Below are 24229 nucleotides of genomic sequence, written 5' to 3' on the forward strand. Positions count from 1 at the left end.
GTCGCTCAGTAAGCACCGCGCATCAAACAATGAGCATCGCGCGTCAAGTGGTAAGCACCGCGCATCAAACAATGAGTATCGCGCGTCAAGTGGTGAGTACCGCGCATCAAACAATGAGTATCGCGCGTCAAGCATTGAGCACCACGCATCAAACAGAAAACCATTCGCTAGACAATTAATAACAAGCCTCACAATTTAAATTAATCTAGCGAGTGTGCCATTTACAGAAATGAATAACTCGCCCATGATAAGGCATGTTATTTTTCTGACAAAACCAATCCGTCCACACCATCGCCACCTCCATCACCTATTGCTCATACACAATTTCCCCAGTTCGGCTCGTATCATATCCAAGAGAAGCAAGTTTCGCTTGGAAAGCTTTTGATTGCAACATATTTAATATGTCAGGAACGAATGTGTTGTTTTTTGTTTTCTCCATTACTAAGTCATAACTTTCCGTAATTAACGGAATGAAATCAATTGGCACTGTTTTTGCTACTTGTTCAATACCTACTCCCACATCCGCATCTCCGCTTGCTATCATGCCAGCGATAGCCATATGGCTAGTTCGTTCATTTCCATAACCGTTAATTTGAGTCCGTTCTATTTGGTTGATGCGCAGTTGTTCATCAAGCAGTACACGAGCACCCGCACCGGCTTCACGATTAATGACCTTGATAGAGGCTCGGATTAAATCATTCCAATTTTGTATGTTTTTTGGATTGCCTTTTGCAACATATAAACCGGCTTGTCTCGCAATTAGATTGACAATAATAAATGATTTGCTTACAAGCAATTTCCGGACATATGCGACATTATATTCGCCAGTATCCCCGTCAAGCAGATGGGTACTTACAACATCGGCGTTTCCTTTATATAATTCGATAAGGCTATCAAGGCTGCCTGCATGAGAGCGTAAGAAACGGTAATTCTCCAATTTCTCATCCATTTCCCTTGCTAATATATCGAGGCTGTTGTCTTGGCCACTAATAATAATCGTTCGAGTTTCGGACGCACTCACTGCCCCTAATCGGGAACCTGCACGAGATTTTTTTCCTTTCGATTTATACTCTTCCAATTCATTGGCGTCAACGCGAATTTGCCGACCAACCCGATAGGAAGGGAGTTCTCCTTTTTTAATTAAGTCATATACGGTAAGTTTAGACACTTTTAAAATAGTTGCCACTTCTTCCGTCGTTAGGGGTTCGTTTTGTGACATGTTGTAAGCCTCCAGCGATACTCATTTAATTCCATGTTAACATTTACAAAAATATTTTCTCTAGCTATAATTAGTTATATTTAATTATAACTAAACATAACTAAATATAGCAAAGCTGGTGTTGGATATGAATAAGAAGATAGTAATTGTGTTGGTTGTTACCGTGTTAGTTACAGTTGCTTGTAACCAAGTGGATCAATCAAAAGATTCAAACAACGCTTCAGGAGCTGAACCTATTGCAATCACTGTATCTGCTGCTGCTAGTTTGGCGGATGTGATGAAGGAAGTAAAAGAAACGTATGAAAACGATCATGCAGTGGATATTACCTTAAACTTTGCTGGATCAGGAAAACTAGCACAACAAATTGAGCAAGGTGCGCCAGCAGATGTGTTTATAACGGCTAATGAACGTTGGATGGATACGCTTGCTGAAAAGAGTTTGATTAATACGGATTCACGACGAGAAATTACAGGGAATCAATTAGTTTTGATCGGAAGGAAAGAAGCTTCGCTGCCAATCCAAACCGTGCCAGATATCGATACGGATAAGATTGATCAGATTGCGGTAGGCAATCCGAAGAGCGTTCCGGCTGGACAATATGCACAAGAAGCATTGAAAAATATGGACTTGTGGGAAAAGCTGAAAGATAAATATGTTCTGGCTAAAGATGTGCGTCAAGTGTTGACCTACACAGAAACAGGAAATACAGACATAGGATTCGTCTATAAAAGCGATGCACTCATTTCAGATAACGTAACGATTTTAGCTGAGGTCGATGCAACGTTACATAAAAAGATTATTTATTCTGGTGCAGTAGTTTCTGATAGCGAAAGTAAGGAAGAGGCGGAAGCGTTTCTTGCATTTTTGCTTTCTGAATCGGCTCAAGGCACTCTACATAAGTATGGTTTTGACAAATAATGCGGCGGCAGGTGATCGATGGTGGATGAAGTTAGTCTCTCTCCGCTGTTTCTATCTTTAAAAACAGCTGGTATTGCAACGATATGCACATTCATAGCAGGGGTGTTATTCGCCCGGTTCATTTCTAGAAATACCTTCCCCGGTAAAAGTGTTGTCGAAGCGGTCATTATGCTACCGCTCGTTCTTCCGCCCACTGTTGTAGGCTTTGGCCTGCTCTATTTATTTGGGAAGCAAGGGATTATTGGAAAGTTATTGTTGCAGTACTTTGATTTTCAAGTTGTTTTCACATGGTACGGAGCTATTATCGCTGCAATTGTCGTGTCCTTTCCGTTAATGTATCAAAGTGCTTCAGCAGCGTTTCAGCAGTATGATCGAAATACGGAAAATGCTGCTTTAACAATGGGTGCTTCCAGATGGAAGGTGTTCTGGACGATATCCTTTCCTCTTGCTTGGCCTGGTTTGCTTGCGGGGTTAGTGCTGGCTTTTGCCAGAGCACTCGGTGAGTTTGGAGCAACATTAATGATCGCTGGTTACATCCCTAACGTGACTGATACGATTCCGTTGGCTATTTATTTTGCGGTTGAATCTGGTGATATGGTGACGGCGAAATTTTGGGTGGTTAGTATTGTAGTGCTTGGGTTTACTGCAATTTTATGGCTAAATTGGTGGAGCGCGAAAAATATGATGAAACATGCCAATAAATAAAAGAACTGCGGGAGATGGATTTTGATGCTCACTGTAAACATATCCAAAAAAATGCCCCATTTTACATTAGACGTTCGATTTCACGCGGGGGATGAAATTATTGCGTTGGTTGGGCCGTCAGGATCGGGAAAGACGACGATTTTAAACAGTATTGCCGGCTTGACCGCATTGGATCAAGGGAACATTCAACTAAACGATAGCGTGTTTGTAAAAAATGCAAAATCGCTCGTTCCGGTACAGAAACGGAATATCGGTTATCTGTTTCAGGATTACGCGCTATTTCCACATAAAACCGTGTGGGGGAATGTTTCGTACGGCATGCGCAATCAAAAATTAGGTGAACGAATAGTCCATGAATTGCGTATTGAAAATTTAATAAAAAAGTATCCCCATGAAATATCTGGTGGTGAAAAACAACGAGTAGCGCTTGCTAGGGCGCTTGCAACCGAACCAAGATTACTTTTATTGGACGAACCCTTTTCTGCCCTTGATGACATTACACGAATGAAAGCTCATGAAGAATTATTGTATTTACGTAAACGTTGGGGAATACCGATACTTCTCGTTACTCATAATATTGAAGAAGCGAACAAACTTGCAGATCGTATCATTTATGTACAGGATGGAAAATTGGTGACATCGGCTGAATTGAAAGAAAATACACAAACACCATCTAGATTATAGTTACTGAAAGTGAGAAAGAAAACAATTATTGTGCATAAATACTCTGGATTATCGAAAACTGATAATAGAAGAAGGGCTTTCTTGACGCAGCTGTTTATATGGGGTAACAAGATAGCTCAAAAAGTAAATTCCATACTATTGTGAAGGAGAATGTACAATGAGTGCACATAAACAACCTTGTAAAGCGTGTGACGGAGCCGGTATGCTTGCAGATGATGAAGGATGGCAGTACGAATGCAGTGTTTGCCATGGAAAGGGGATCCGTTCTAATACAACACCAACAAGAATAATGTCTGTTGATCAAAATAATCGCTTGCTCGATTAAAATAGAAAACGCGAAAACGATATATTTCCGGATGGGTAATATATCGTATTTTTTCGTCCAACCAACTATGTGGTAATTAATGTAATAAATGTGTCGTTTTTGTGAAAATGCGCTGTTATTCACACTGTAATGTTGTAAGCGCAACCATATAGAAGGTGTTTTTTAAATTATGAAATTGTTTTAAAGTTGTGCTGCTGACATATTGACTCTTCTGTTAAATCGTTGTATGATTGTCGTCAATATTAATTATTAAATAATTGAGTTAAATATATATAGAAAGGAGTGCTGACGCTGAGCAATCAGTTAATTTTTCTAAATGGTCAATTCGTAAATAAAAACGATGCTGTCATCTCTGTTTTTGACCACGGCTTTTTGTATGGAGACGGCGTTTTTGAAGGTATTCGCGTCTATAGTGGCAATATTTTTAAGCTTGATGAACATATAGATCGATTATATGAATCAGCCCATTCAATTATGTTGGATATTCCATACACTAAGGAGGAGCTTAAACAAATTATTGTTAAAACTGTTTGCAAAAATGAGTTATCCAGCGCCTATATTCGCGTAGTCATCTCTAGAGGTGCTGGCGATTTAGGATTGGATCCCAGAAATTGCCCGATGCCAACCGTACTTGTTATAGCGGAAGCACTCGCGATTTACTCTAGCGAATTGTATGAAAATGGGCTCAAGGTGGCATCAGTGGCAAATCGCAGAAGTCGTCCAGATGTTTTAAATCCACAGATTAAGTCTTTGAATTATTTAAATAATATATTAGTGAAGCTTGCTTCTGTTCAAGCGGATGCAGATGAAGCATTGATTTTAAATGATCAAGGTTATGTCACAGAAGGTTCTGCCGACAATATCTTCATTGTAAAGAATGGAAAAATCTCAACGCCCCCTGTATACTTAGGAGCATTAGAAGGTATCACGCGAAACGTTATTATTGAAGTTTCTGAGGAGCTCGGGTACGAACTCGAAGAAAAACCGTTTACGCTTCACGATGTCTATGTAGCTGATGAAGTGTTTTTAACCGGTACAGCTGCTGAAGTAATACCTGTAGTGGTAGTAGATAATAGGAAAATTGGTGACGGAAAACCAGGTGACACGACAAAGCACCTGTTAGAAGCATTCCGTAAGTTGGTTTTGACGGACGGTGTTCAATGTTATCCGGAAAACAAGAAATCAATTGAAGTAAGTTAAAAACATTTCATAATAGCTGTTGATTATTTATAAAGAATGTAATAAAATTGGTTATACTGTATACTATAGATGTAAGATACTTTTAACGCAGAATTGTTGGAAAATAAAAATTAAAATGCCATATATATTTATAAACTAAATATGATAGAACTCTATGACGGGACAAAAGGAATAATTAGTCGTGTAATTACAGAGATCTAGGGTTGCTGGAAGCCTAGAATTACATTTTATTCCGACATCATCTCTGAGTGCTAAGTTGAACGGAAAACATCCTAATATGCTTAGCCGGGTGCAGTTATGTGCACCTGTTATCAAAGCGGGCTGTAAGTAAAGCCTCATAAGGTAGTATTCGCAAGGATGCTATGAACAACCTGGGTGGTACCGTGAAAAGATAACTCTTTTCTCCCCAAAAATTCTGCAAATATGCGGGTTTAGGGAAGAAAAGGGTTTTTTTGTATTTTTCTCACAGGAGAAGAGTTCGCTGGAGTTTATGATAATTGTTTTTGATAAATCCAAAACAGTACTATATATCCTTTAAGGAGGAGTGGATCAGAAATGAGAATGAAACTAGAAGTTGAAAAGGAGCCTATGCCAAAGACTATGAAACAGCCGATGACAGGTGCGGACCTTTTAGTGCAATTACTTGTTGAAGCCAATGTTGATACAATATTTGGTTATCCGGGTGGGGCAGTCTTACCGATTTATGATGCACTCTACCGCAACGATGAAGCTTCGTTCAAGCATATATTGTCCCGTCACGAACAAGGGTCAATATTTGCCGCAGAAGGGTATGCAAGGGTAACAGGTAAACCGGGAGTTGTATTGGCTACATCTGGACCCGGGGCAACCAATTTAATTACCGGTATTACAGATGCCATGATCGATTCTTTGCCACTTGTTATTTTTACAGGCCAAGTTGCAAACAAAGTGATCGGTACGGATGCCTTTCAGGAATCGGATGTGCTAGGAATCACAACACCGATTACAAAATATAATTATCAAGTGAAAAATCTTGAAGATTTGCCGAGAATTGTGAGTGAAGCATTTCATATTGCATCAACCGGAAGACCAGGGCCAGTTGTCATTGATATTCCAAAAAACATTTCCGAAGAGGTTTCCGGGAAATCGTTTAAAAAAGATTTTTATCTACCTGGGTATCAACCAACAACCAAGCCGAATCCATTACAAATCATTAAGCTTTCTGAAGCATTGAGTAAGGCGAAAAAACCGCTTGTGCTTGCAGGCGCCGGCGTAGTATTTTCAAAAGCCTCTGAAGAGTTGCAGCAATTTGTAGAAAAGTATGAATTGCCAATCACAAATACGTTGCTCGGCTTGGGAAGCTTCCCGGGGTCTAGCCCGCTTTCGTTGGGAATGGGCGGGATGCATGGTACGTATGCTGCAAATATGGCTCTATATGAATGTGATTTGCTTATAAATATCGGTGCGAGATTTGATGACCGACTAACAGGTGATTTGCAGCACTTTGCGCCGAATGCAAAAGTAGCTCATATAGATATCGATCCGGCAGAAATCGGCAAAAACGTTGCAACAGCCATACCTGTTGTTTCCGATGCGAAGGAAGCGTTGAAGGCTTTATTAAACACAAGTGTTGATATGCCGGATCACCAAGAATGGAAAGCTCATTTGCAAAAAAATCAAGAAAACTATCCGCTATGGCATGAGAGACCTGAAGAGTTGATTGCTCCGCAGTGGGTATTGCAAGAGATTCATAAAATTACGAACGGGGAAGCCATCGTTACAACGGATGTGGGTCAGCATCAAATGTGGACAGCACAATATTATAAATTTGATAAGCCGAATCGCTGGGTAACCTCCGGTGGTCTTGGATCAATGGGTTTTGGTTTTCCATCAGCGATAGGAGCCCAGTTTGGTGCACCGGATGATCTCGTAATATCCATATCCGGGGACGGCGGGTTTCAAATGAATTTGCAAGAATTGATGATTGTTAAAGAGTGGAACTTGCCAATTAAAATAATTATTCTTAATAACCAAGCACTTGGTATGGTTAGACAATGGCAGGAAAGCTTTTACGAGGAAAGATATTCCGAATCCTTGCTTGATATGAATCCTGATTTTGTTAAACTGGCTGAAAGCTATGGTATTCGTGGTGTGAAAGTTGACAAAGAAGAGGATGTTCCTTCTGTTTTGAACGATATTTTCTCGTATGAAGGGCCAGTTGTTGTCGATTGTCGCATTGTTAAGAAAGAGAAAGTTTATCCTATGATTGCTCCTGGTAAAGGAATTCACGAGATGATAGGAGTGACGAAATGAAGCGAATCATAACTGCTACTGTTCAAGATCGCAGCGGCGTTCTCAATCGAATTACGGGAATGCTGCAGCGAAGACAATTTAATATTGAAAGTATTTCAGTTGGTAAAACGGAAGCAACAGGAATTTCCAAAATGACGCTCGTTGTTGAAGTAAGTGATCACCAGAAGACAGAACAATTAACGAAGCAGTTGAACAAACAAATTGATGTTCTTAAAGTTTCTGATATTACCGATAAGGCAATGGTCGCACGGGAATTAGCTTTAATCAAAGTAGCCAGCAATCCGCAATTAAGTGCTGAAATCCAAGGAATCATTTCACCATTCCGTGCAACCGTCATCGATATTAGCAAAGACAGCTTGGCTATCCAAGTAACTGGGAAGCCGGATAAAGTAGATGCACTGATTACGCTTCTACGGCCATATGGTATTAAAGAAATTGCAAGAACCGGAGTTACAGCCTTTTTAAGAGGACATCAACCGCAGATAACAGAGATAAATTCCTACTCTGTTTAAAATAAAATAATATATAAACCAATCATGGAAGAAGAAAGGGAGTATACAAATGTCAAAAGTATTATACGAGAAAGATATTAACAAAGAGGTATTACAAGGAAAGAAAATAGCAATTATCGGTTACGGTTCCCAAGGGCATGCACATGCGCTTAACCTTCGTGAAAGCGGGCATGATGTTGTTGTTGGACTACGCCCTGGTAAATCACAGCAGAAAGCGGAAGAAGACGGGTTTGAAGTAGTATCTGTTGCAGAGGCTACTAGCCAGGCAGATGTAGTAATGATCCTATTACCGGATGAGTTACAAACACAAGTTTACAATGAAAGCATTAAAGATAACTTAAAAGAGGGCAGTGCAATTGCGTTTGCTCATGGATTTAATATTCACTTTTCACAAGTTGTACCCCCGGCAAATGTCGATGTTTTCCTTGTCGCGCCAAAAGGTCCTGGTCACTTGGTGCGCAGAACATATGAAGATGGCGCAGGTGTTCCAGCTCTATACGGAATTTTCCAGGACTTCACCGGAAATGCTAAAGACCTTTCTTTAGCGTATGCAGAAGGAATTGGTGCAGCAAGAGCAGGAGTTTTAGCAACATCATTCCAGGAAGAAACAGAAACAGATCTATTTGGAGAACAGGCCGTTCTATGCGGTGGGCTTACAAGCCTTGTGAAAATGGGCTTTGAAACATTGACGGAAGCAGGATATCAGCCGGAAGTTGCCTATTTTGAGTGCTTGCATGAAATTAAATTGATCGTTGATTTAATGTACGAAGGCGGACTGGAAAACATGCGTTATTCTATCTCGGATACAGCACAGTGGGGTGACTTTGTATCAGGCCCGCGCGTAATTAACGAAGAAACAAGAGAGCGCATGAGAGAAGTACTAAAAGATGTTCAATCCGGTGCGTTTGCAAAAGACTGGATCTTGGAAAATCAGGCAAACAGACCACGTTATAATGCAATTAACGCAAAAGAAAATGAGCATCAAATTACAAAAGTAGGTAAAGAACTACGCGAATTAATGCCTTTTGTGAAAAATCCATTGAAATAAAACAAAAGGGAGTGAATATAAAATGACGAAAATTAATATCTTTGATACGACATTAAGAGATGGAGAGCAATCACCGGGCGTTAATTTAAATCGCCTGGAAAAGCTGGAAATAGCAAAACAACTAGAAAGCTTTGGAGTAGATAGAATGGAGGCGGGCTTCCCCGCTTCTTCCAAAGGTGATTTTGAAGCGGTAAAAATGATTGCTGATACAATCAAAGATACGTCTGTAACAGGCTTGGCTCGAACAGTAAAATCGGATATTGATGCTGCATGGGAGGCACTGAAAGGTGCTGAGGAGCCATGTGTGCATATCTTCCTTGCTACTTCACCTATTCACATGACTTATAAGCTTAAAAAGTCACCTGAAGAAGTAATTAAGATTGCAGTAGACATGGTAACATATGCGAGTGAAAAGTTTTCACAGGTGCAATGGTCTGCTGAAGATGCTTCACGATCCGATTTGGACTTTTTGGCGCAAATTACAGAAAAAGTGATTGACGCAGGCGCGACGGTTATTAACTTGCCGGACACTGTCGGGTATGCGACACCGGAAGAATATGGATATATGTTTAAGTTTATGAAAGAAAATGTTCCGAATATTGATAAGGCGATCCTTTCATGTCATTGCCATAACGATTTGGGGCTAGCAACAGCAAACTCCATAGCTGCGGTGGCAAATGGGGCAACACAAGTGGAAGGAACAATTAACGGTATTGGAGAGCGTGCAGGAAATGTTGCTTTAGAAGAACTTGCTGTCGCACTTAATATCCGTTCCGATCAATATGCTTACACAACCGGTCTGAAGTTAGATGAAATTAAACGGACGAGTGACCTTGTTTCTAAATTAACGGGAATGCATATTCAAGCGAATAAAGCAATCGTCGGAAGAAATGCTTTTGCACATGAATCAGGAATCCATCAGGATGGGGTGTTGAAGCATGCATCTACGTATGAAATCATCACTCCTGAAATGATTGGACTTAAATCGAATACACTCTTTTTAGGGAAGCATTCCGGACGTCATGCTTTTGCTGACAAAGTAAAGGAACTCGGCTTTACCTTATCAGATGAGAAGATAAAAGAAGCTTTCGGTATGTTTAAATTATTAACCGATAGAAAAAAGGAAGTAACGGATGATGATCTGTTCACCATTTTAACGGAGATTCAGACAGATCATTCTGCGGTAGAAAAATATAAGTTGGAAACATTCCAGGTTCAATACGGAAACTCTAACATACCTACTGCCACTGTTTCTTTGAAAACTCCTGAGAATAAGATTGTCCAAAAGGCCTGTACAGGTAGCGGAAGCGTCGAAGCTTTATATGAAACACTTGATGCAATTATTACTGAAGATCTTGAACTGGTAGACTATCAAATTAGTTCAATTGGACGTGGAAAAGATGCATTGGCTGAAGCACACATCCAATTAATTGTAAATGAAGAGCATATGAATGGTAGAGGTTCTGCTCAGGATGTCATTGAAGCATCTGCAAATGCCTTTTTAAACGCTGTGAATCGCTATATAATTCAAAAGCAGGCGACGGAAAGACAAAAAGCAAAATAACTTGATAAAAGCGATATCCACTTAGTTTTCAATGGATAAAAGAATGAATGCTTTGGCCTTTGCTATCTATTATGTGGCTGGGCCAAAGTTTTTCCATTCTATTTGAAGTGCGTGTTCAAAAAGTGCCGAATTAGAAGCAAGAAGGTCGAGGCGGCGTAGTTTCAAGCATAAGGAATCTTCCTTGAATCCGCATCCCACGTAGGGAAAGTGTTCTTCTTTTCCAAGGAGTGGAATGTATGCATTTAGATACATGAGCACAAGTAATGCTACCTTGAATTCACTTCGCACGAAGGAAAAGTACTTTTTTCCAAGGAGCGGAGAAACAAGCCAATGAAGAGATTCGCCGCTAGTAATTTGGTGACTTTTGAACAATCTCTTGAACGGAATAGTTATAGATTAATTGATATAGGTGGGGAAAATATGAGTAAGCAAATCATGCTGCTTCCGGGAGATGGAATTGGTCAAGAAATCATCGGTTCAGCAAAAATGGTTCTAAATACAATTGCAGAAAAGTACAATATTACATTTACTTTTAACCAGCACTCCATTGGTGGCGCTGCATATGAGGAACATGGTACACCACTAGCTGACGAAACGGTTGAAGCTTGTTTGCAATCTGATGCTATCTTACTTGGTGCGGTTGGCGGTAAGAAATGGGATTCGCTTCCTCCGCACCTTCGTCCAGAACAAGGGCTTTTGAAGATAAGAAAAGCACTCGGTCTATTCGCGAATATCCGTCCAATTAAAGGTTTTGCACCATTACTACACGCTTCGCCATTAAAGGAAGAGGTTATTCACGGCAGTGATATTCTGATTATTCGCGAATTGACAGGTGGTCTATATTTTGGCAAGCCAAGCGAACGTCGGGAAGATGGTAATGCCGCGGTTGATACACTATATTACCACCGGGCAGAAATTGAACGTATTGTAGAAAAGGCATTTGAAAGTGCTATGATCAGAAGTAAGCATATAACTTCGATAGATAAAGCAAATGTACTAGAGTCTAGTCGGATGTGGCGTGAAATTGTTGACGAAAAAAGTAAAGCATATCCAGAAGTAACTGTTGAGCATATGCTGGTGGATGCCGCAGCAATGAAATTGGTTACCAATCCAACAAGTTTTGATGTCATGGTCACAGAAAATTTATTTGGCGACATACTAAGTGACGAAGCATCTGTATTAACAGGATCCATCGGAATGCTGCCTTCTGCAAGTTTATCTGAAGGTATTGGCCTGTTTGAGCCTGTTCATGGATCTGCACCGGATATAGCCGGTAAGGGGATTGCTAATCCGCTCGGTATGATTTTATCCGCTGCATTGATGTTGCGCTACTCCTTTGATTTAGATGAAGAAGCAACAGAAATTGAAACAGCTGTAAGCAAAACATTGGAAGCTGGTTATCATACAGCTGATCTTGATATAAAAAATGGTACAAAAGTTGGGACGGCAGAAATGACGGAACTTGTCGTACAACAGATCAAACAGTAAAAACTTTTGAATAATGGGGGTGTCAAAAATGGGAAAACCAGAAACAGTCATTGAGAAGGTTTGGAATAAACACGTGGTGCATCAAGAAGAGGGCAAGCCGGATCTCATTTATATTGATTTGCATTTGATCCATGAAGTGACTTCTCCGCAGGCATTTGAAGGTCTGCGTTTAAAAAATCGCAAAGTCCGAAGACCTGATCTGACATTTGCTACAATGGACCACAACGTACCTACGAAAGACAGAGAAACTGTGGCAGATGAAGTCGCTAAAATTCAAATGGAGACGCTGCGAGAAAACTGCGAAGAAAATAACATTCCATTGGCGGATATGTTTCATCCCGATCAGGGGATTGTTCATATTATCGGACCGCAGCTTGGCTTAACTCAACCTGGTAAAACAATTGTTTGTGGAGATAGTCACACATCAACACACGGTGCTTTTGGCGCGATCGCTTTCGGTATTGGAACAAGTGAAGTAGAACACGTCTTTGCGACACAGTCACTATGGCAAGATAAACCAAAAACGTTAAATATAAAAGTAGAAGGTGACTTGGCACTAGGTGCAACTGCAAAAGACTTGATTCTTGCAGTTATTGCAAAATATGGTGTAAGAATGGGTACAGGGTATATTATTGAATATACAGGTGATGCTATTCGAAAAATGTCTATGGAAGAACGAATGACAATTTGTAATATGTCCATTGAGGCAGGTGCTCGGGCAGGATTAATTAGTCCAGATGAGACGACGGTCGAATATTTAAGGCACCGGAGACATGTTCCAAAAGGAGAAGAATTTGATCAATTAGCTGCTGAATGGCTTGCATTGGCAACCGATGAGGGCGCTGTATACGATAAAGAATTGACTATTGATGCAACGACAATTGAGCCACAAGTTACTTGGGGGACAAATCCAGGAATGGGTGCTCCGGTCAGTGGTTCAACGCCAAAGCTTTCGGAAGTAGAAAATAGAGAAGATATTGCACGAGCGCTCGAATATATGGGATTAGAAGAAAATCAGCCAATTAGCTCGATCGAAATTGATCACGTATTTATAGGATCGTGTACTAACGCTCGTCTAAGTGATTTGCGGAAGGCAGCGGCTATAGTAAAAGGTGAAAAAGTAAAAGATACCGTTCGTGCTATCATCGTACCTGGATCTTTTCTTGTAAAAACGCATGCGGAAAAAGAAGGACTTGATACAATTTTTAAAGAGGCAGGTTTTGAATGGCGCGATGCCGGGTGCAGTATGTGCCTAGGAATGAATGATGATATTGTCCCGCCGGGCGGTCGTTGTGCCTCCACATCAAATAGGAATTTTGAAGGCAGACAGGGCAACGGTGCACGAACACACCTGGTAAGCCCAGAAATGGCTGCTATAGCAGCGATTAAAGGACATTTCGTTGACGTCAGACAATATGCCGGAGCTTTAAATTAGGAGGAGATCTGTCATGGAAGCTATTCAAAAACATACGGGTCTTGTATACCCGCTGAATCGGTCAAACGTTGATACAGATCAAATTATACCTAAACAATTTTTAAAGCGAATTGAGCGTACAGGGTTTGGGCAGTTTGTATTTTATCATTGGCGTTTTGACGATAATGGAAATAAACGATCCGATTTCTCAATGAATGATAAAAAGTATGAAAATGCATCTGTTTTGTTAGCAGGTGAAAACTTTGGCTGTGGATCGTCACGAGAGCATGCTCCGTGGGCATTGTTGGATTATGGGTTCCGTGTAATTATTGCGCCGACATTCGCTGATATTTTTTATAATAATTCCTTGAAAAATGGAATTATTCTAATCACAATGGAAGAAAATCAAATAAAGCAGTGGATGAAGCAGGCGGAAACGGGTGAACTTCACCTAACTGTTGATTTAGAAAAGCAAACAATTACGGATGGAAATAACACTGAATTCAACTTTGACATTCCCGAGTATCATAAAAATAAATTGATTAATGGCTGGGATGATATTGCATTGACTTTACAATATCAAGAACAGATTGCCGCTTATGAAGCAGCTACACAAAATTAATGACAGAGTGGAACCTGAGGAGCGTGGGATAATTGGGGATTTATTAACAGGTGAAAAAGTATATCAGGCGTTGGAACGATTAACGCCGATTGTTCACCGGACACCATTAATAACATCAGAGACGACGAATCGAATTGTCGGTAAAAAAGTGTATTTTAAAATGGAAAATCAGCAGAAAACAGGTGCCTTTAAATTTAGAGGGGCAACGTTTAAACTGATGCAATTAACAGATGACCAATTAAAACGTGGTGTGATTACCGCATCGGCCGGTAACCATGCTCAAGGTGTTGCTTATGCCTCTACCAAGCTTGATGCACAGGCGACGATTTTTATGCCTGAAACGACACCATATGCAAAAGTAGAAGCAACCAAAAACTATGGGGCGGAAGTTGTGCTTGTAGGCGACTCTTTTCAGGAGGCATTTGAAGCTTCTATGGAAAAACAAGCGCAAACGGGTGCTACTTATGTACATCCATTTGATGATTATGATGTGATGGCCGGGCAAGGAACAGTTGCAATGGAAATGCTGCGGCAAGAAGATCGGATTGATACGTTTATTGTACCTATTGGCGGCGGTGGACTGATCAGCGGGATTGCTGCTGCAGCCAAGCATGTAAATCGCAATATCCGAGTGATTGGGGTGCAAGCGAGTGGTGCCCCGGCTATGTATAATTTGTATCATAATATAAAGGGAGATTTACCCCTGCACGTGGATACAATTGCGGAAGGAATCGCCGTAAAAAAACCGGGAACATTAACTACACCATTCATTAAAAAATATGTAGATGACATTGTTACGGTAACTGATGAGGAAATTGCTACAGCAATATTGTATATGCTTGAGCGGAATAAAACATTGATGGAAGGGGCCGGTGCTGCGGCACTCGCAGCGTTATTCTCCAATTCCGATAAAATTAAGTCGAGACATTGCGGTATTGTTGTTAGTGGGGGAAACATTGATATTAGCTCCATTCCAAAGATTCAACGACTTGCGACAAATAACAAATCATAGTTACCGAATCAAAAGTAAAACGAAAGCTAAATCTATAGTAGTGTGTGTTCAAAAAGTGCCGAACGAGAAGCAAGAGGGTCGAGTCGGTTTAAAAAACCAAGTAACAAACGAATTCGCCGCTAATCATTTGGTAACTTTTTGAGCATCCCCTTACAGATAGCTTTCGTTTTTTTGTGTTTTCAACTTACCTCTTTGCACTTTCATCTGCTCTTTTTCGGCGCTCTTGTGCTATTTTATCGGATTGGTCTGCTAATTCCTCGGAGAATTCAATATCTATGCCATCAGAAGCTTGGTTTTCCGGTGTTTGTGTAAGAAATCGTTTTCCTCGTGATTTCTTATGTTCATCCCTTCCCATTTGACTATCACCCCAATCTAAACAGGATTACCTGTTTAGTATGCAGCAACGATATTGAAATAATGAATGGTACTTTTAGGAAAGGTGAATGCTTGTGTTGCTCTAAATAAGAAAAGCGCAACACCCTGGGACTGCGTTTAAATGCTCGTCCCACTGAAAAGAATTGTACGTCGAAGCTAGACAGCTATGCACAAAATTTATACTTTCTCCTTATAAAAAAGGCAAAAGGGAAGTTAACCTCCGCTTTTGCCTTTTTTGACTAATTAATGTTTTCTTCGGGTGATTCTTTAGGATTATCGTCATCCAATTCCTCTTCGGAAGGGGAGATTGAAGAGTCATCTTCCATTGGCTGCTCGTTGATGTTGTCATCTTCCCATATGTTCGGTTCTCTAGTTATACCGTGCTCTCTCAAATAGCTGCTGCCATCACCATAAAAGTATTCCGATCGGTCAACAGGTTCCCAATCCTCGTTTGGTGTATAAAAGCGCAGTAAGTCTCCTTGAAGTACTTTATCAGAAAGTTCAAGTTCATGCTGAATAGTTTCTTCCATTTCTTGCATTTCTTCTGTAGGTTCAAGCTCTTCTCCTGTGTCCGTATCATAGTAAGCATCTCTTATCATACTGAACTCAGGGGTAATAAAGTCACCATTTCGGAATGCAACAAAATCTTTATGCCCTTCAGAGAAAAGATCTGTTCCAAATTGAATGTAGTCCTGTGCTTTAATGCCTAATAAATGGAGTAAGGTAGGCATGACATCAATTTGACCGGCATATTCATCCACTGTTCCTTTTCCTTGTACTCCAGGAACTTTAATCATAAAAGGAACACGCTGTAATTGTGCATTTTTAAACGGTGTTATCTCTTCACCGGTGATCTCGGCCATTGCTCGATTATGGTTGTCAGATATACCGTAATGATCCCCATAAATCATAATAACGGAATCCTCATATAGTCCCGACTCTTTTAAATCCGCAAAAAACTGTTCAAGTGATTCATCCAAATAACGTGCTGTTTGAAAATAACGGTCAACTGATCCGTCCCCTGTTTCAGCTGGCTCAATAGTTGTATCTTCCTCGTCCATTAAATACGGATGGTGGTGTGTCAACGTTAATAAGTGTGCATAAAACGGTTGATCAATCGATTCAAGCAACGGCATGGATTCATCGAAGAATGGTTTATCTTTCAATCCATAGTTAATTACTTGTCCTTCACTCATATCATAATACGTATCATCAAAAAAATGATCGATGGCAAAGTTTTTGTAAATTTCATCCCGGTTCCAAAACGACTTACCGTCACCATGAAAAACGGCGTTTGTATAATCTTGCTGCTGTTTTAGAATTGCCGGCAACGATTGATACGTATTACCTGCCTTTGTAACGAATGCTGCACCTTGTGGCAGACCATACAAGGAATTATCGAGAATAAATTCGGCATCGGCAGTCTTTCCTTGCTCTGTTTGATGGAAGAAGTTTTCGTAATACGTAAAGTCTTTTGATTGATCATTTACCAATGAATTTAAAAATGGGGTAACTTCTTCTCCATGTAATTCATAATCAATCAAAAATGACTGGAATGACTCCAGATGAATTTTAATAATATTTTTTCCTTCCGCAACTCCGAAAAGTTCTTCATTAGGTTCTGCATATTTGTTTTTAGTGTAGTTTTCCACTTCTGTTACGTCACTGCTATCTGCCAACACACGTTGCGTGGAAGATTTTAAGTTTTGAATTGCATCATAGATTGTAAAATTGTAAGCACCTAAATATTTCACAATATAGTTGCGGTCAAAGGTTCTTTTCAATAGCTGTGGACGATCTACTTCAGCTAAACCTAGATTAATAGAAAAAACGACTGCACCAGCAATTATAATTAAAGCGGGTTTCTTAAAACTCATTCGCTCCATAGACCAGCTACCTTTACTCCACATATAAAGAGTAATTAGTACAACGATATCGAAAATATAAACGATGTCCGTCCATGTTGCCAAACTTGCTATACTGCCACCCAAACTTCCAAAATTACCTGTCTGAGTAAGAACAGGAAGCGTAATAAAATCACTATTGAAACGGTAAAACACGACGTTGGCATATAGTAGAAGACTCATTAATACGTCTATAACGATAATATAGATACCAACTCTTTTTCCTCTGGCAAATAACGCAATACCAAGGAAAATTAAAGCGGAACTAACCGGATTTATTAATAATAGGAAATGTTGCATCGTATTTTGAATATCTAAATTAAATTCTGTTAAATACGTAAAATAGGATTTAAGCCATATTAGAATGGTTGCAATAGCAAAAAAGCCCATTTTTGAAGAAATAAAATTCTTCATTATTTTCACCTCAGTTTATTCTATAGTCAGATTTATACTGACCGACTACTAATAATAACAAATGAATGGTTTAAAAGCAATATTGTTCACAATGTTTTCGGAATTTGTGGACACTCATTCATTACCCATAACCTCAATATATTAAACGTTCTTATGTTTTATGAGAAAATATCTTTACAGATTAATTAAAATGAAAAAGTTTGAGTAACTTATGAAAGACAAGATATTTAGCAGAGGTGAGTGTGAAGGTAAATAAGAAAAGCGCAAGCGCCCTGCCTAGAAACGTAGCGGCTGGACTGAAGCAACTAAGATAAAGGAATCACGATGAGCATCGCGAATCGATGATGACTTATGGCAAGGCGCTGCAGGAAGTCGCCTAGTTTCTGGGCGCTTAACCTAGACAGCTATGCACAAATTATATACATTCTTATCCTTGAATATAGGTCACCATTTTAATGGTGACCTTTGAATGTACTGTTCTACTTAATGAGGCATGGTGCCCTGAATCGGTGCAAAGCTGTTTGTATAATTTTGCATGTCCTGCTGCATTAATTGCGGTACCTGGTAATATTGGTTCTTGTTTTGATAAAGAAACACTTCATATCCCATTTCAATAAGGTTAGGGATGCTATCCTGAAATACGCGGCGCAATACCGGATTTGTCGCTTCCAATGCTGTCATCGTAAATCCGGAGGCCAATGCCTTCATCTGTCCCAGCATAAAGCTGGAAATACACTCGTCGTTCAGCTCACTTACCGATTGACTCGGTTTTTTGGGAGCGGATGGTTGCATGCCAAAAATCACATCATTACTTTGTTCCATCTTATACGTTTGTGTATCGACTGCGGGGTCTTGACCCGTCTTTAGCGTATTGACAGCTGTATTGTACAATTGCGTCAAAAATGTACGATGGCGTTGCAGCATACTCATTAGTTGTTGGTCTTGAATATGTTCTTCATACAATAAATAATGTTCAAGTGTACCTACAACGGAGCCCATTGCTTCATGTACATCGAAGAGTTCATGACCGCCAAAATTCATTTGTGGCTGCATTTGGTTGGAATTTTGCATTCCTTGCTGTTGTTGATTTTGATTTTGCATAAAAAAACCTCCTTTTGATTAGTCCGTGTTATTTTGAACTGAATAAATATAAATATACATCTAATTCATGGGATGTACTCGCATTGATAATCCCGGTACGTTTCCTAACGTAGTGTGTTAAAATAACAATAGATAATGACGGTAAGGTAAAAACATCAAATGTTTAAGAACGAAATATGATTTATTACCATGTTTCTATAACATGCGTAGTTATTTCTACATTACTAAGACAATAAAAGGGGGATCATGAATGAAAAAAATACCGGTTTTCGCTATTTTTTGTTTCGTTATATTATGGATAACAGCTTGCAGCTCGAATGACTCCGGTTCAAGCGACGAAGCCAGCCAAAATTCTGCCAACAGTTCTTCTGAAATAGGCGTGGAAATGAAGGAGGAAATGGATCATTCGTCTGAGGAACAAGCAACTGAAGATGCTGCAAAAAATACGGCGGAGCAATCGGAAGTAGAATCTGAAGTAACGCAAACGGATCGAATGATCATTCATCAAGCGCAGTTACACGTTGAGGTAAAAAGTGTTGAACAAGCGCGCGGCAATATAGAAAAAAAGGTTAATGCGTATGGTGGTTATATTGTAGAAGCAAATGTGTATCGAGGCCAAGATGATGAAGTAAGCGGACATATGACTGTACGAATTCCGGAGAAACATTTTCAAGCATTTTTAAATGATGCTGAAGAAGAAGCGGCCGAAGTTTTGGAACGAAGTGTAACCGGACAAGATGTTACGGAGCAGTATGTTGATCTGGAATCTAGGCTTAAATCGAAACGGGCCGTGGAGGAAAGACTGCTTGAGTTAATGGAAGGTGCTGAAAAAACAGAAGATTTACTAAAGATTTCTTCAGAATTAGCAGATGTTCAAGAAGAAATTGAAGTTATTGTCGGGAAGATGAATTACCTTGAAAATCAAACAGATTACTCTACCGTGAACATTGAGCTGTACGAAAATCAAGTTAAGATTCCAAATGTTGATGGTGAGAAGCTGGATACATGGGAAAAGACTAAGAAACAGCTAGCAACAAGTAGTAACTTTATACTGGCAGCAGGGTCCGGCCTCATAATATTTATAGTTGGTAATTTGCCGGTCATCCTTATTGTATTGCTCATTGGAGCGGGGGTTATTGTATTTGTGAAACGAAAGAAAAAAGGGGATAAGTAAAAGTAAAATACAAGGAGCTCTTATTCTGGCTCCTTGTTAAGTTTAAATAGGAAGAAGGTATTTTCCAAACGCATCATATAAGATTAACGTGATGTTACGTCATCTTCCGTTTTCATAAAGGTTAAAAGAACAAAGAAAACGAAACTGAGCAGCAAGATTGTGCCACCGACGATGAAAAAGATTGTTGGTAAAGCACCTTCCATGCCAAAAGGTCGTAAATAATAAAACCACATGCCAACTGTTAATCCGATTGCGCCAATAATAGCTGACCAGACATGTAGCTTGACGATTACTGTTTTGGCAGGTGTAAATACTTTATAATAGACCGCCCAGGCAAAAAGGGTTAACCACCCAACCACTAGAATATGTGCGTGAACTGTTTTAAATTGTAAGCTCCCCGCGCCCGCCATATGGGACCCTAGAAATGCCCCCAATAAAGCAAAAAGTGCGGAAAAGCGCAATAATATTTTACTGTAATAATTCATGAATATCTCTCCCATTCTGTTCTATGTTTAAAAGTAGTTCTTGAATTTATTATAGTTGATGAATATGAACATATGATGAATAAATGATTACAATGCTATTTATGAACAGTATAACTCTTTTCCGAAATTGTTTCAGCCTTTCCCGGCGACACGGAAAAGAAATGCGGATTGTAGCGAAACATATCCTGTAAAAATATATGAAACAGTCAATATGCTCTTAATGAGAGGTGGTCTGATCCCATGGATGAATTACGTAAATCAGGTCATTGGATTGCGGGTCTGCAATGGCTCTTTTTTATTTTCGCCAATATAGTTATCATTCCAATTACTGTTGGTGAAGCCTATCAGCTTTCACAGGAAACGATTGTAACGATGTTGCAACTAGCTTTTATGGTAACAGGGTTGGCTTGTCTGGCACAAGCATTTCTAGGTCATAAACGCCCTGTTGTTGAAGGACAATCCGGCTTATGGTGGGGCATTATTTTAACGCTCGTTGTTACAACATCAGCTCAAGGGATGCCTTTGGAAGAACTGGGCGGTAGCTTGGCGGTTGGTATTTTGATTTCCGCTTTTTTGACTGTACTTATTGGAGTAACAGGATTGGGACCAAAGCTTGCAAAACTTTTTAACCCGAGTGTAATGGGCGTTTTTATGTTTTTATTCGGCTGCACATTAATACAAATATTTTTAAAAGGGATGCTCGGGATACCTTTTGGTCATGTTGAGGAACCAACAAGCATCGATGTTTCCGTGTCCTTATTATCTATTCTGATTGCACTACTCGTTATAGGTTTTTCTATAAAATTTCCGGCCAAGGTGAGAAGTTACGCGTTGCTTATAGGAATTGTCATCGGTTGGGCAGCGTATACCCTTATTTTCGGGTCAACCCCGTCAGTTGGACAATCGTCCTTTGACCTGACATTTTTTCCCCTCGGGACACCGACATGGAATAGTGGAGTTATTGTGACGGTTGTACTTGCCGGGCTACTTAATACGGCAAATACATTTGGAGCATTAAAAGGGACGGACCCGCTCATGGGAGAAGTAACAACAAAAAAGCAATATACTGTATCTTTTACGATAACGGGCATATTTACTGGATTAGCAGGCTTGTTTGGGCTTGTCCCATATGCACCGTATGTATCTTCAATCGGATTTTTAAGGCAGACAAATATTTATGACAGACTCCCTTTTATTTTAGGTAGCTCGATGTTTTTTCTTATGGGGGCCATCGCGCCTATAGGACAGTTTTTTTCAACATTGCCCTTAAGTATTGGCAGTGCTGTATTGTTTGTCGCGTACTTACAGTTGTTCAAATCTTCTTGGGATTTCTTTACACAAGTGACGTTCAATACAACAAATGTATATCGAGTAGCGATCCCGTTATTTACCGGAATTATGATCATGACGTTTCCGGCAGTATATTTTGAATCATTGCCGCGTATTATCCAACCTTTTAGTAGCAGCGGATTGCTTGTAGGCATCATTTTGTCACTATTTTTGGAAAATCTGCTGAATTGGGATCGCATTGGATACAGTATAAAAACGAGACGGTGAGTTTCAAGCGCTCACAATGTGGCTATATCTACTAAACTCGTACTATTTTTTTAGTAGATAAAAAAGTATAAAAACTATCCTACTGCATAAGAGCGTCTAAGGCTTTCGCCATCAAGTCTTGGAGATAAGTCAAGATTTCTAAAAAAACAGTTGACATCCTTGGTGTATGAACCATATAATACATACAGGTAGTGTGTTGCGTGGGTAATACACTGCCTTAAATATACTTTAAGTGTACTATCCTTTTAATACAGAAGGTGTTATGAAGATAAGAGGACGGGAGTTGAAATAATCCATGCAGCTGAAGTTTAACAATCGCGATCCGGTTTACGTACAGGTTGTCAGGTATTTTAAAGAACAAATGGCAAGCGGGATGCTTGCGTCTGGACAAGAAATACCGTCACGTAGAGAACTTGCCAATAAGCTGAAAATTAATCCTAATACAGCGCAACGGGCGTATAAAGAAATGGAGGAAGCAGGTTTGATTTTTACGGAGGGGAACTTGCCAAGTAAAATTACGAAAGATGAACATAAGATTAATTCTATCCGCAATGAACTGTTAATGGATGCGGTTGATACATTTGTTCAGTCAGTACGTCCGATTAATGTGTCTGTTAATGAATTGGTTCAGCTGGTTACCGATAAATACAGAAAAGAAATAGGGGAGTAGGAGGGAGATTTGCCATGATTGAAGTAAATGGAATAACAAAAAAATACGGACGAAAAAAAGTGCTGACCGGTGCGTCATTTACAGCTAGTAAAGGGGAAATTACATGTTTGATTGGTGTGAATGGGGTTGGAAAAACGACCATCTTAAATGCGATTATGGGTTTAACTCCGGTTCAAAGTGGTGAGATCTTGATTGACGGTAAAAAGCTGACCAAGCATACATATAATAAAATCACCTTTATTCCCGATGCTATTACGATGTTGCCGCAAATGCGGATTTCGGATGCGATGGCGTTTATGGATGACTTTTATACGACGTGGAATGAAGAGCGAGCAATGGAATTATTAAGATTTTTCCGTTTGCAGCAACATGAACGAATTTCAGAATTATCAAAGGGAAATACAGCAAAAGTGAATCTGCTCCTAGGACTAGCGTTGGATGTTGATTATGTACTTATGGATGAACCATTTTCCGGAATAGATATTTTCAGCAGAGAACAAATAGCCAATGTATTTACTAGTCATTTAATTGAAGAACGGGGCGTTATTATTACAACGCATGAAATAAGCGATATTGAACATTTAATCGACAAAGCTGTTTTATTGGATAATGGGATGATTTTAAGAGAATTTAATGCGGAAGAAGTCCGGGAAAAAGAAGGAAAATCGGTCATTGATGTCATGAGGGAGGTATATCAAAGGTGAATTATTTAAAACTTTTAAATTTCGAGGTCAATCGAATTGCTAACATATTTGCCGGACTTTTGCTGTTAACGGTCGTTTTCCAGTTTGTCGGTCAAATTTGGATAACAAATAGTTATTTAAGTGAAGCGAAGGATCTAATTCAGTATAGTGGAATGTCACAGGCCACATTTATTGAGCAATACGGCCGAATTGATATGTTTCAAATCGTCCAGTCGCTTTGGTTTGTTGCACCAATTGCCATTGCCGCGGGAGCATTGATGTTTTATATATTTTTAATCTGGTATCGGGACTGGTTCGGTAAAAACACGTTCGTTTATCGTTTGCTTATGTTGCCAACTTCCAGAGTAAATGTATTATTAGCAAAACTATCGACTATTATGATTGCAGTGCTCGGGCTTGTTTCTTTTCAATACATTTTATTAATCATCCAAAGCACAGTCTTGAAATGGATGGTACCAAGAGATTTTCGGGTAGATTTAACAGTTCCAGAAATCGTGGGTAATTTAGAATACCTTTCGATTATTATGCCGGAATCATTCACTCAGTTTCTTTTACATTATGGTGCTGGATTAACTTTTCTTATGATTTGTTTTACCATCGTTTTACTAGAACGAAGCTTTCGGGTGAAAGGAGCCATCATGGGTGTCGGATATGGAATTGTTTCGCTCGGTCTATTTCTTCTTCCTTATCTCATTTTACTTTTCGTTGTGGAGAAAGATATTTTATATCCAGCAGAGCATCTATTCATTCAAATTGGTATTGGTGCTATTGTTTTGGCGGTTTCTACGTGGCTTAGTTCGTATTTAATTAAAAATAAGGTTACGGTGTAAAGGAGGCGATG

23 protein-coding genes are annotated in these 24229 nt (G+C 39.6%); 18 read left to right on the forward strand and 5 right to left on the reverse strand.

Annotation, left to right across the window (positions count from 1 at the left end; all coding sequences use genetic code 11):
- Window positions 1–307: 307 nt before the first annotated feature.
- Window positions 308–1219: a substrate-binding domain-containing protein gene (locus ACLIBG_RS05940; protein WP_439311832.1), complete on the reverse strand. Its 912-nt coding sequence runs from the start codon at window positions 1217–1219 to the stop codon at window positions 308–310.
- Window positions 1220–1346: 127 nt separating this feature from the next.
- Between ACLIBG_RS05940 and modA the strand changes: the two genes are divergently transcribed.
- The 13 genes from modA (at window position 1347) to ilvA (ending at window position 15004) form a co-directional block, all read left to right on the forward strand.
- A complete protein-coding gene (gene modA / locus ACLIBG_RS05945) occupies window positions 1347–2138 on the forward strand; it encodes a molybdate ABC transporter substrate-binding protein (protein ID WP_439311833.1) in 792 nt (263 codons plus the stop codon).
- A gap of 18 nt (window positions 2139–2156) precedes the next feature.
- Complete coding sequence (modB, locus tag ACLIBG_RS05950) at window positions 2157–2843, forward strand: molybdate ABC transporter permease subunit (protein ID WP_439311834.1); 687 nt, start codon at window positions 2157–2159, stop codon at window positions 2841–2843.
- A 24-nt stretch (window positions 2844–2867) separates the two neighbouring features.
- Window positions 2868–3527 carry an ATP-binding cassette domain-containing protein gene (locus ACLIBG_RS05955; protein ID WP_439311835.1) on the forward strand — a complete coding sequence of 220 codons (660 nt, stop codon included), beginning with the start codon at window positions 2868–2870 and terminating at the stop codon, window positions 3525–3527.
- A 157-nt stretch (window positions 3528–3684) separates the two neighbouring features.
- Window positions 3685–3852 carry a hypothetical protein gene (locus tag ACLIBG_RS05960; RefSeq protein ID WP_439311836.1) on the forward strand — a complete coding sequence of 56 codons (168 nt, stop codon included), beginning with the start codon at window positions 3685–3687 and terminating at the stop codon, window positions 3850–3852.
- A gap of 291 nt (window positions 3853–4143) precedes the next feature.
- On the forward strand, window positions 4144–5052 hold the full coding sequence (gene ilvE / locus ACLIBG_RS05965; RefSeq protein WP_439311870.1) for a branched-chain-amino-acid transaminase: 909 nt from the start codon (window positions 4144–4146) through the stop codon (window positions 5050–5052).
- 555 nt (window positions 5053–5607) lie between these two features.
- Complete coding sequence (gene ilvB, locus ACLIBG_RS05970) at window positions 5608–7344, forward strand: biosynthetic-type acetolactate synthase large subunit (RefSeq protein ID WP_439311837.1); 1737 nt, start codon at window positions 5608–5610, stop codon at window positions 7342–7344.
- Entirely contained in the window at window positions 7341–7856 is a 516-nt protein-coding gene (gene ilvN, locus ACLIBG_RS05975) for an acetolactate synthase small subunit (protein WP_439311838.1), read from the forward strand. Before ilvB ends, ilvN begins: the two co-directional genes overlap by 4 nt.
- A 49-nt stretch (window positions 7857–7905) precedes the next feature.
- Window positions 7906–8904 (forward strand): ketol-acid reductoisomerase, encoded by a 999-nt coding sequence (gene ilvC, locus ACLIBG_RS05980; protein WP_439311839.1) that lies wholly within the window; start codon window positions 7906–7908, stop codon window positions 8902–8904.
- A 22-nt stretch (window positions 8905–8926) separates the two neighbouring features.
- Window positions 8927–10468: a 2-isopropylmalate synthase gene (locus ACLIBG_RS05985; RefSeq protein ID WP_439311840.1), complete on the forward strand. Its 1542-nt coding sequence runs from the start codon at window positions 8927–8929 to the stop codon at window positions 10466–10468.
- 420 nt (window positions 10469–10888) lie between these two features.
- Window positions 10889–11956 carry a 3-isopropylmalate dehydrogenase gene (gene leuB / locus ACLIBG_RS05990; RefSeq protein ID WP_439311841.1) on the forward strand — a complete coding sequence of 356 codons (1068 nt, stop codon included), beginning with the start codon at window positions 10889–10891 and terminating at the stop codon, window positions 11954–11956.
- Between the two features lie 28 nt (window positions 11957–11984).
- Window positions 11985–13391 (forward strand): 3-isopropylmalate dehydratase large subunit, encoded by a 1407-nt coding sequence (gene leuC / locus ACLIBG_RS05995; protein ID WP_439311842.1) that lies wholly within the window; start codon window positions 11985–11987, stop codon window positions 13389–13391.
- A 13-nt stretch (window positions 13392–13404) separates the two neighbouring features.
- Window positions 13405–13992 (forward strand): 3-isopropylmalate dehydratase small subunit, encoded by a 588-nt coding sequence (gene leuD / locus ACLIBG_RS06000; RefSeq protein ID WP_439311843.1) that lies wholly within the window; start codon window positions 13405–13407, stop codon window positions 13990–13992.
- Window positions 13970–15004, forward strand: a complete 1035-nt coding sequence (gene ilvA / locus ACLIBG_RS06005; protein ID WP_439311844.1) for a threonine ammonia-lyase — start codon at window positions 13970–13972, stop codon at window positions 15002–15004. Before leuD ends, ilvA begins: the two co-directional genes overlap by 23 nt.
- Before the next feature lie 184 nt (window positions 15005–15188).
- Here the strand turns inward: ilvA and ACLIBG_RS06010 are convergent, their stop codons facing one another.
- The 3 genes from ACLIBG_RS06010 to ACLIBG_RS06020 all read right to left on the reverse strand — a co-directional run bounded on the left by ACLIBG_RS06010 (window position 15189) and on the right by ACLIBG_RS06020 (window position 18798).
- Window positions 15189–15359 (reverse strand): YfhD family protein, encoded by a 171-nt coding sequence (locus tag ACLIBG_RS06010; protein WP_439311845.1) that lies wholly within the window; start codon window positions 15357–15359, stop codon window positions 15189–15191.
- Between the two features lie 259 nt (window positions 15360–15618).
- Entirely contained in the window at window positions 15619–17697 is a 2079-nt protein-coding gene (locus ACLIBG_RS06015; protein WP_439311846.1) for an LTA synthase family protein, read from the reverse strand.
- A 483-nt stretch (window positions 17698–18180) separates the two neighbouring features.
- Window positions 18181–18798 carry a spore coat protein gene (locus tag ACLIBG_RS06020; RefSeq protein WP_439311847.1) on the reverse strand — a complete coding sequence of 206 codons (618 nt, stop codon included), beginning with the start codon at window positions 18796–18798 and terminating at the stop codon, window positions 18181–18183.
- A gap of 250 nt (window positions 18799–19048) precedes the next feature.
- Between ACLIBG_RS06020 and ACLIBG_RS06025 the strand changes: the two genes are divergently transcribed.
- On the forward strand, window positions 19049–19972 hold the full coding sequence (locus ACLIBG_RS06025) for a DUF4349 domain-containing protein (protein ID WP_439311848.1): 924 nt from the start codon (window positions 19049–19051) through the stop codon (window positions 19970–19972).
- 83 nt (window positions 19973–20055) lie between these two features.
- On the opposite strand, the gene ACLIBG_RS06030 is transcribed toward ACLIBG_RS06025, so the two are convergent.
- Entirely contained in the window at window positions 20056–20457 is a 402-nt protein-coding gene (locus tag ACLIBG_RS06030) for a hypothetical protein (RefSeq protein WP_439311849.1), read from the reverse strand.
- Window positions 20458–20697: 240 nt separating this feature from the next.
- Between ACLIBG_RS06030 and ACLIBG_RS06035 the strand changes: the two genes are divergently transcribed.
- The 4 genes from ACLIBG_RS06035 (at window position 20698) to ACLIBG_RS06050 (ending at window position 24218) form a co-directional block, all read left to right on the forward strand.
- On the forward strand, window positions 20698–22014 hold the full coding sequence (locus ACLIBG_RS06035; protein ID WP_439311850.1) for a uracil/xanthine transporter: 1317 nt from the start codon (window positions 20698–20700) through the stop codon (window positions 22012–22014).
- 295 nt (window positions 22015–22309) lie between these two features.
- Complete coding sequence (locus tag ACLIBG_RS06040) at window positions 22310–22684, forward strand: GntR family transcriptional regulator (RefSeq protein ID WP_439311851.1); 375 nt, start codon at window positions 22310–22312, stop codon at window positions 22682–22684.
- A 14-nt stretch (window positions 22685–22698) separates the two neighbouring features.
- Window positions 22699–23388, forward strand: coding sequence for an ATP-binding cassette domain-containing protein (locus ACLIBG_RS06045; RefSeq protein ID WP_439311852.1), 690 nt, complete (start codon window positions 22699–22701; stop codon window positions 23386–23388).
- Window positions 23385–24218: a hypothetical protein gene (locus ACLIBG_RS06050; RefSeq protein WP_439311853.1), complete on the forward strand. Its 834-nt coding sequence runs from the start codon at window positions 23385–23387 to the stop codon at window positions 24216–24218. Before ACLIBG_RS06045 ends, ACLIBG_RS06050 begins: the two co-directional genes overlap by 4 nt.
- Window positions 24219–24229 lie beyond the last annotated feature (11 nt).

Source organism: Virgibacillus sp. W0181 (assembly GCF_051846915.1).
Taxonomy (GTDB): Bacteria; Bacillota; Bacilli; order Bacillales; family Amphibacillaceae; genus JBPYCR01.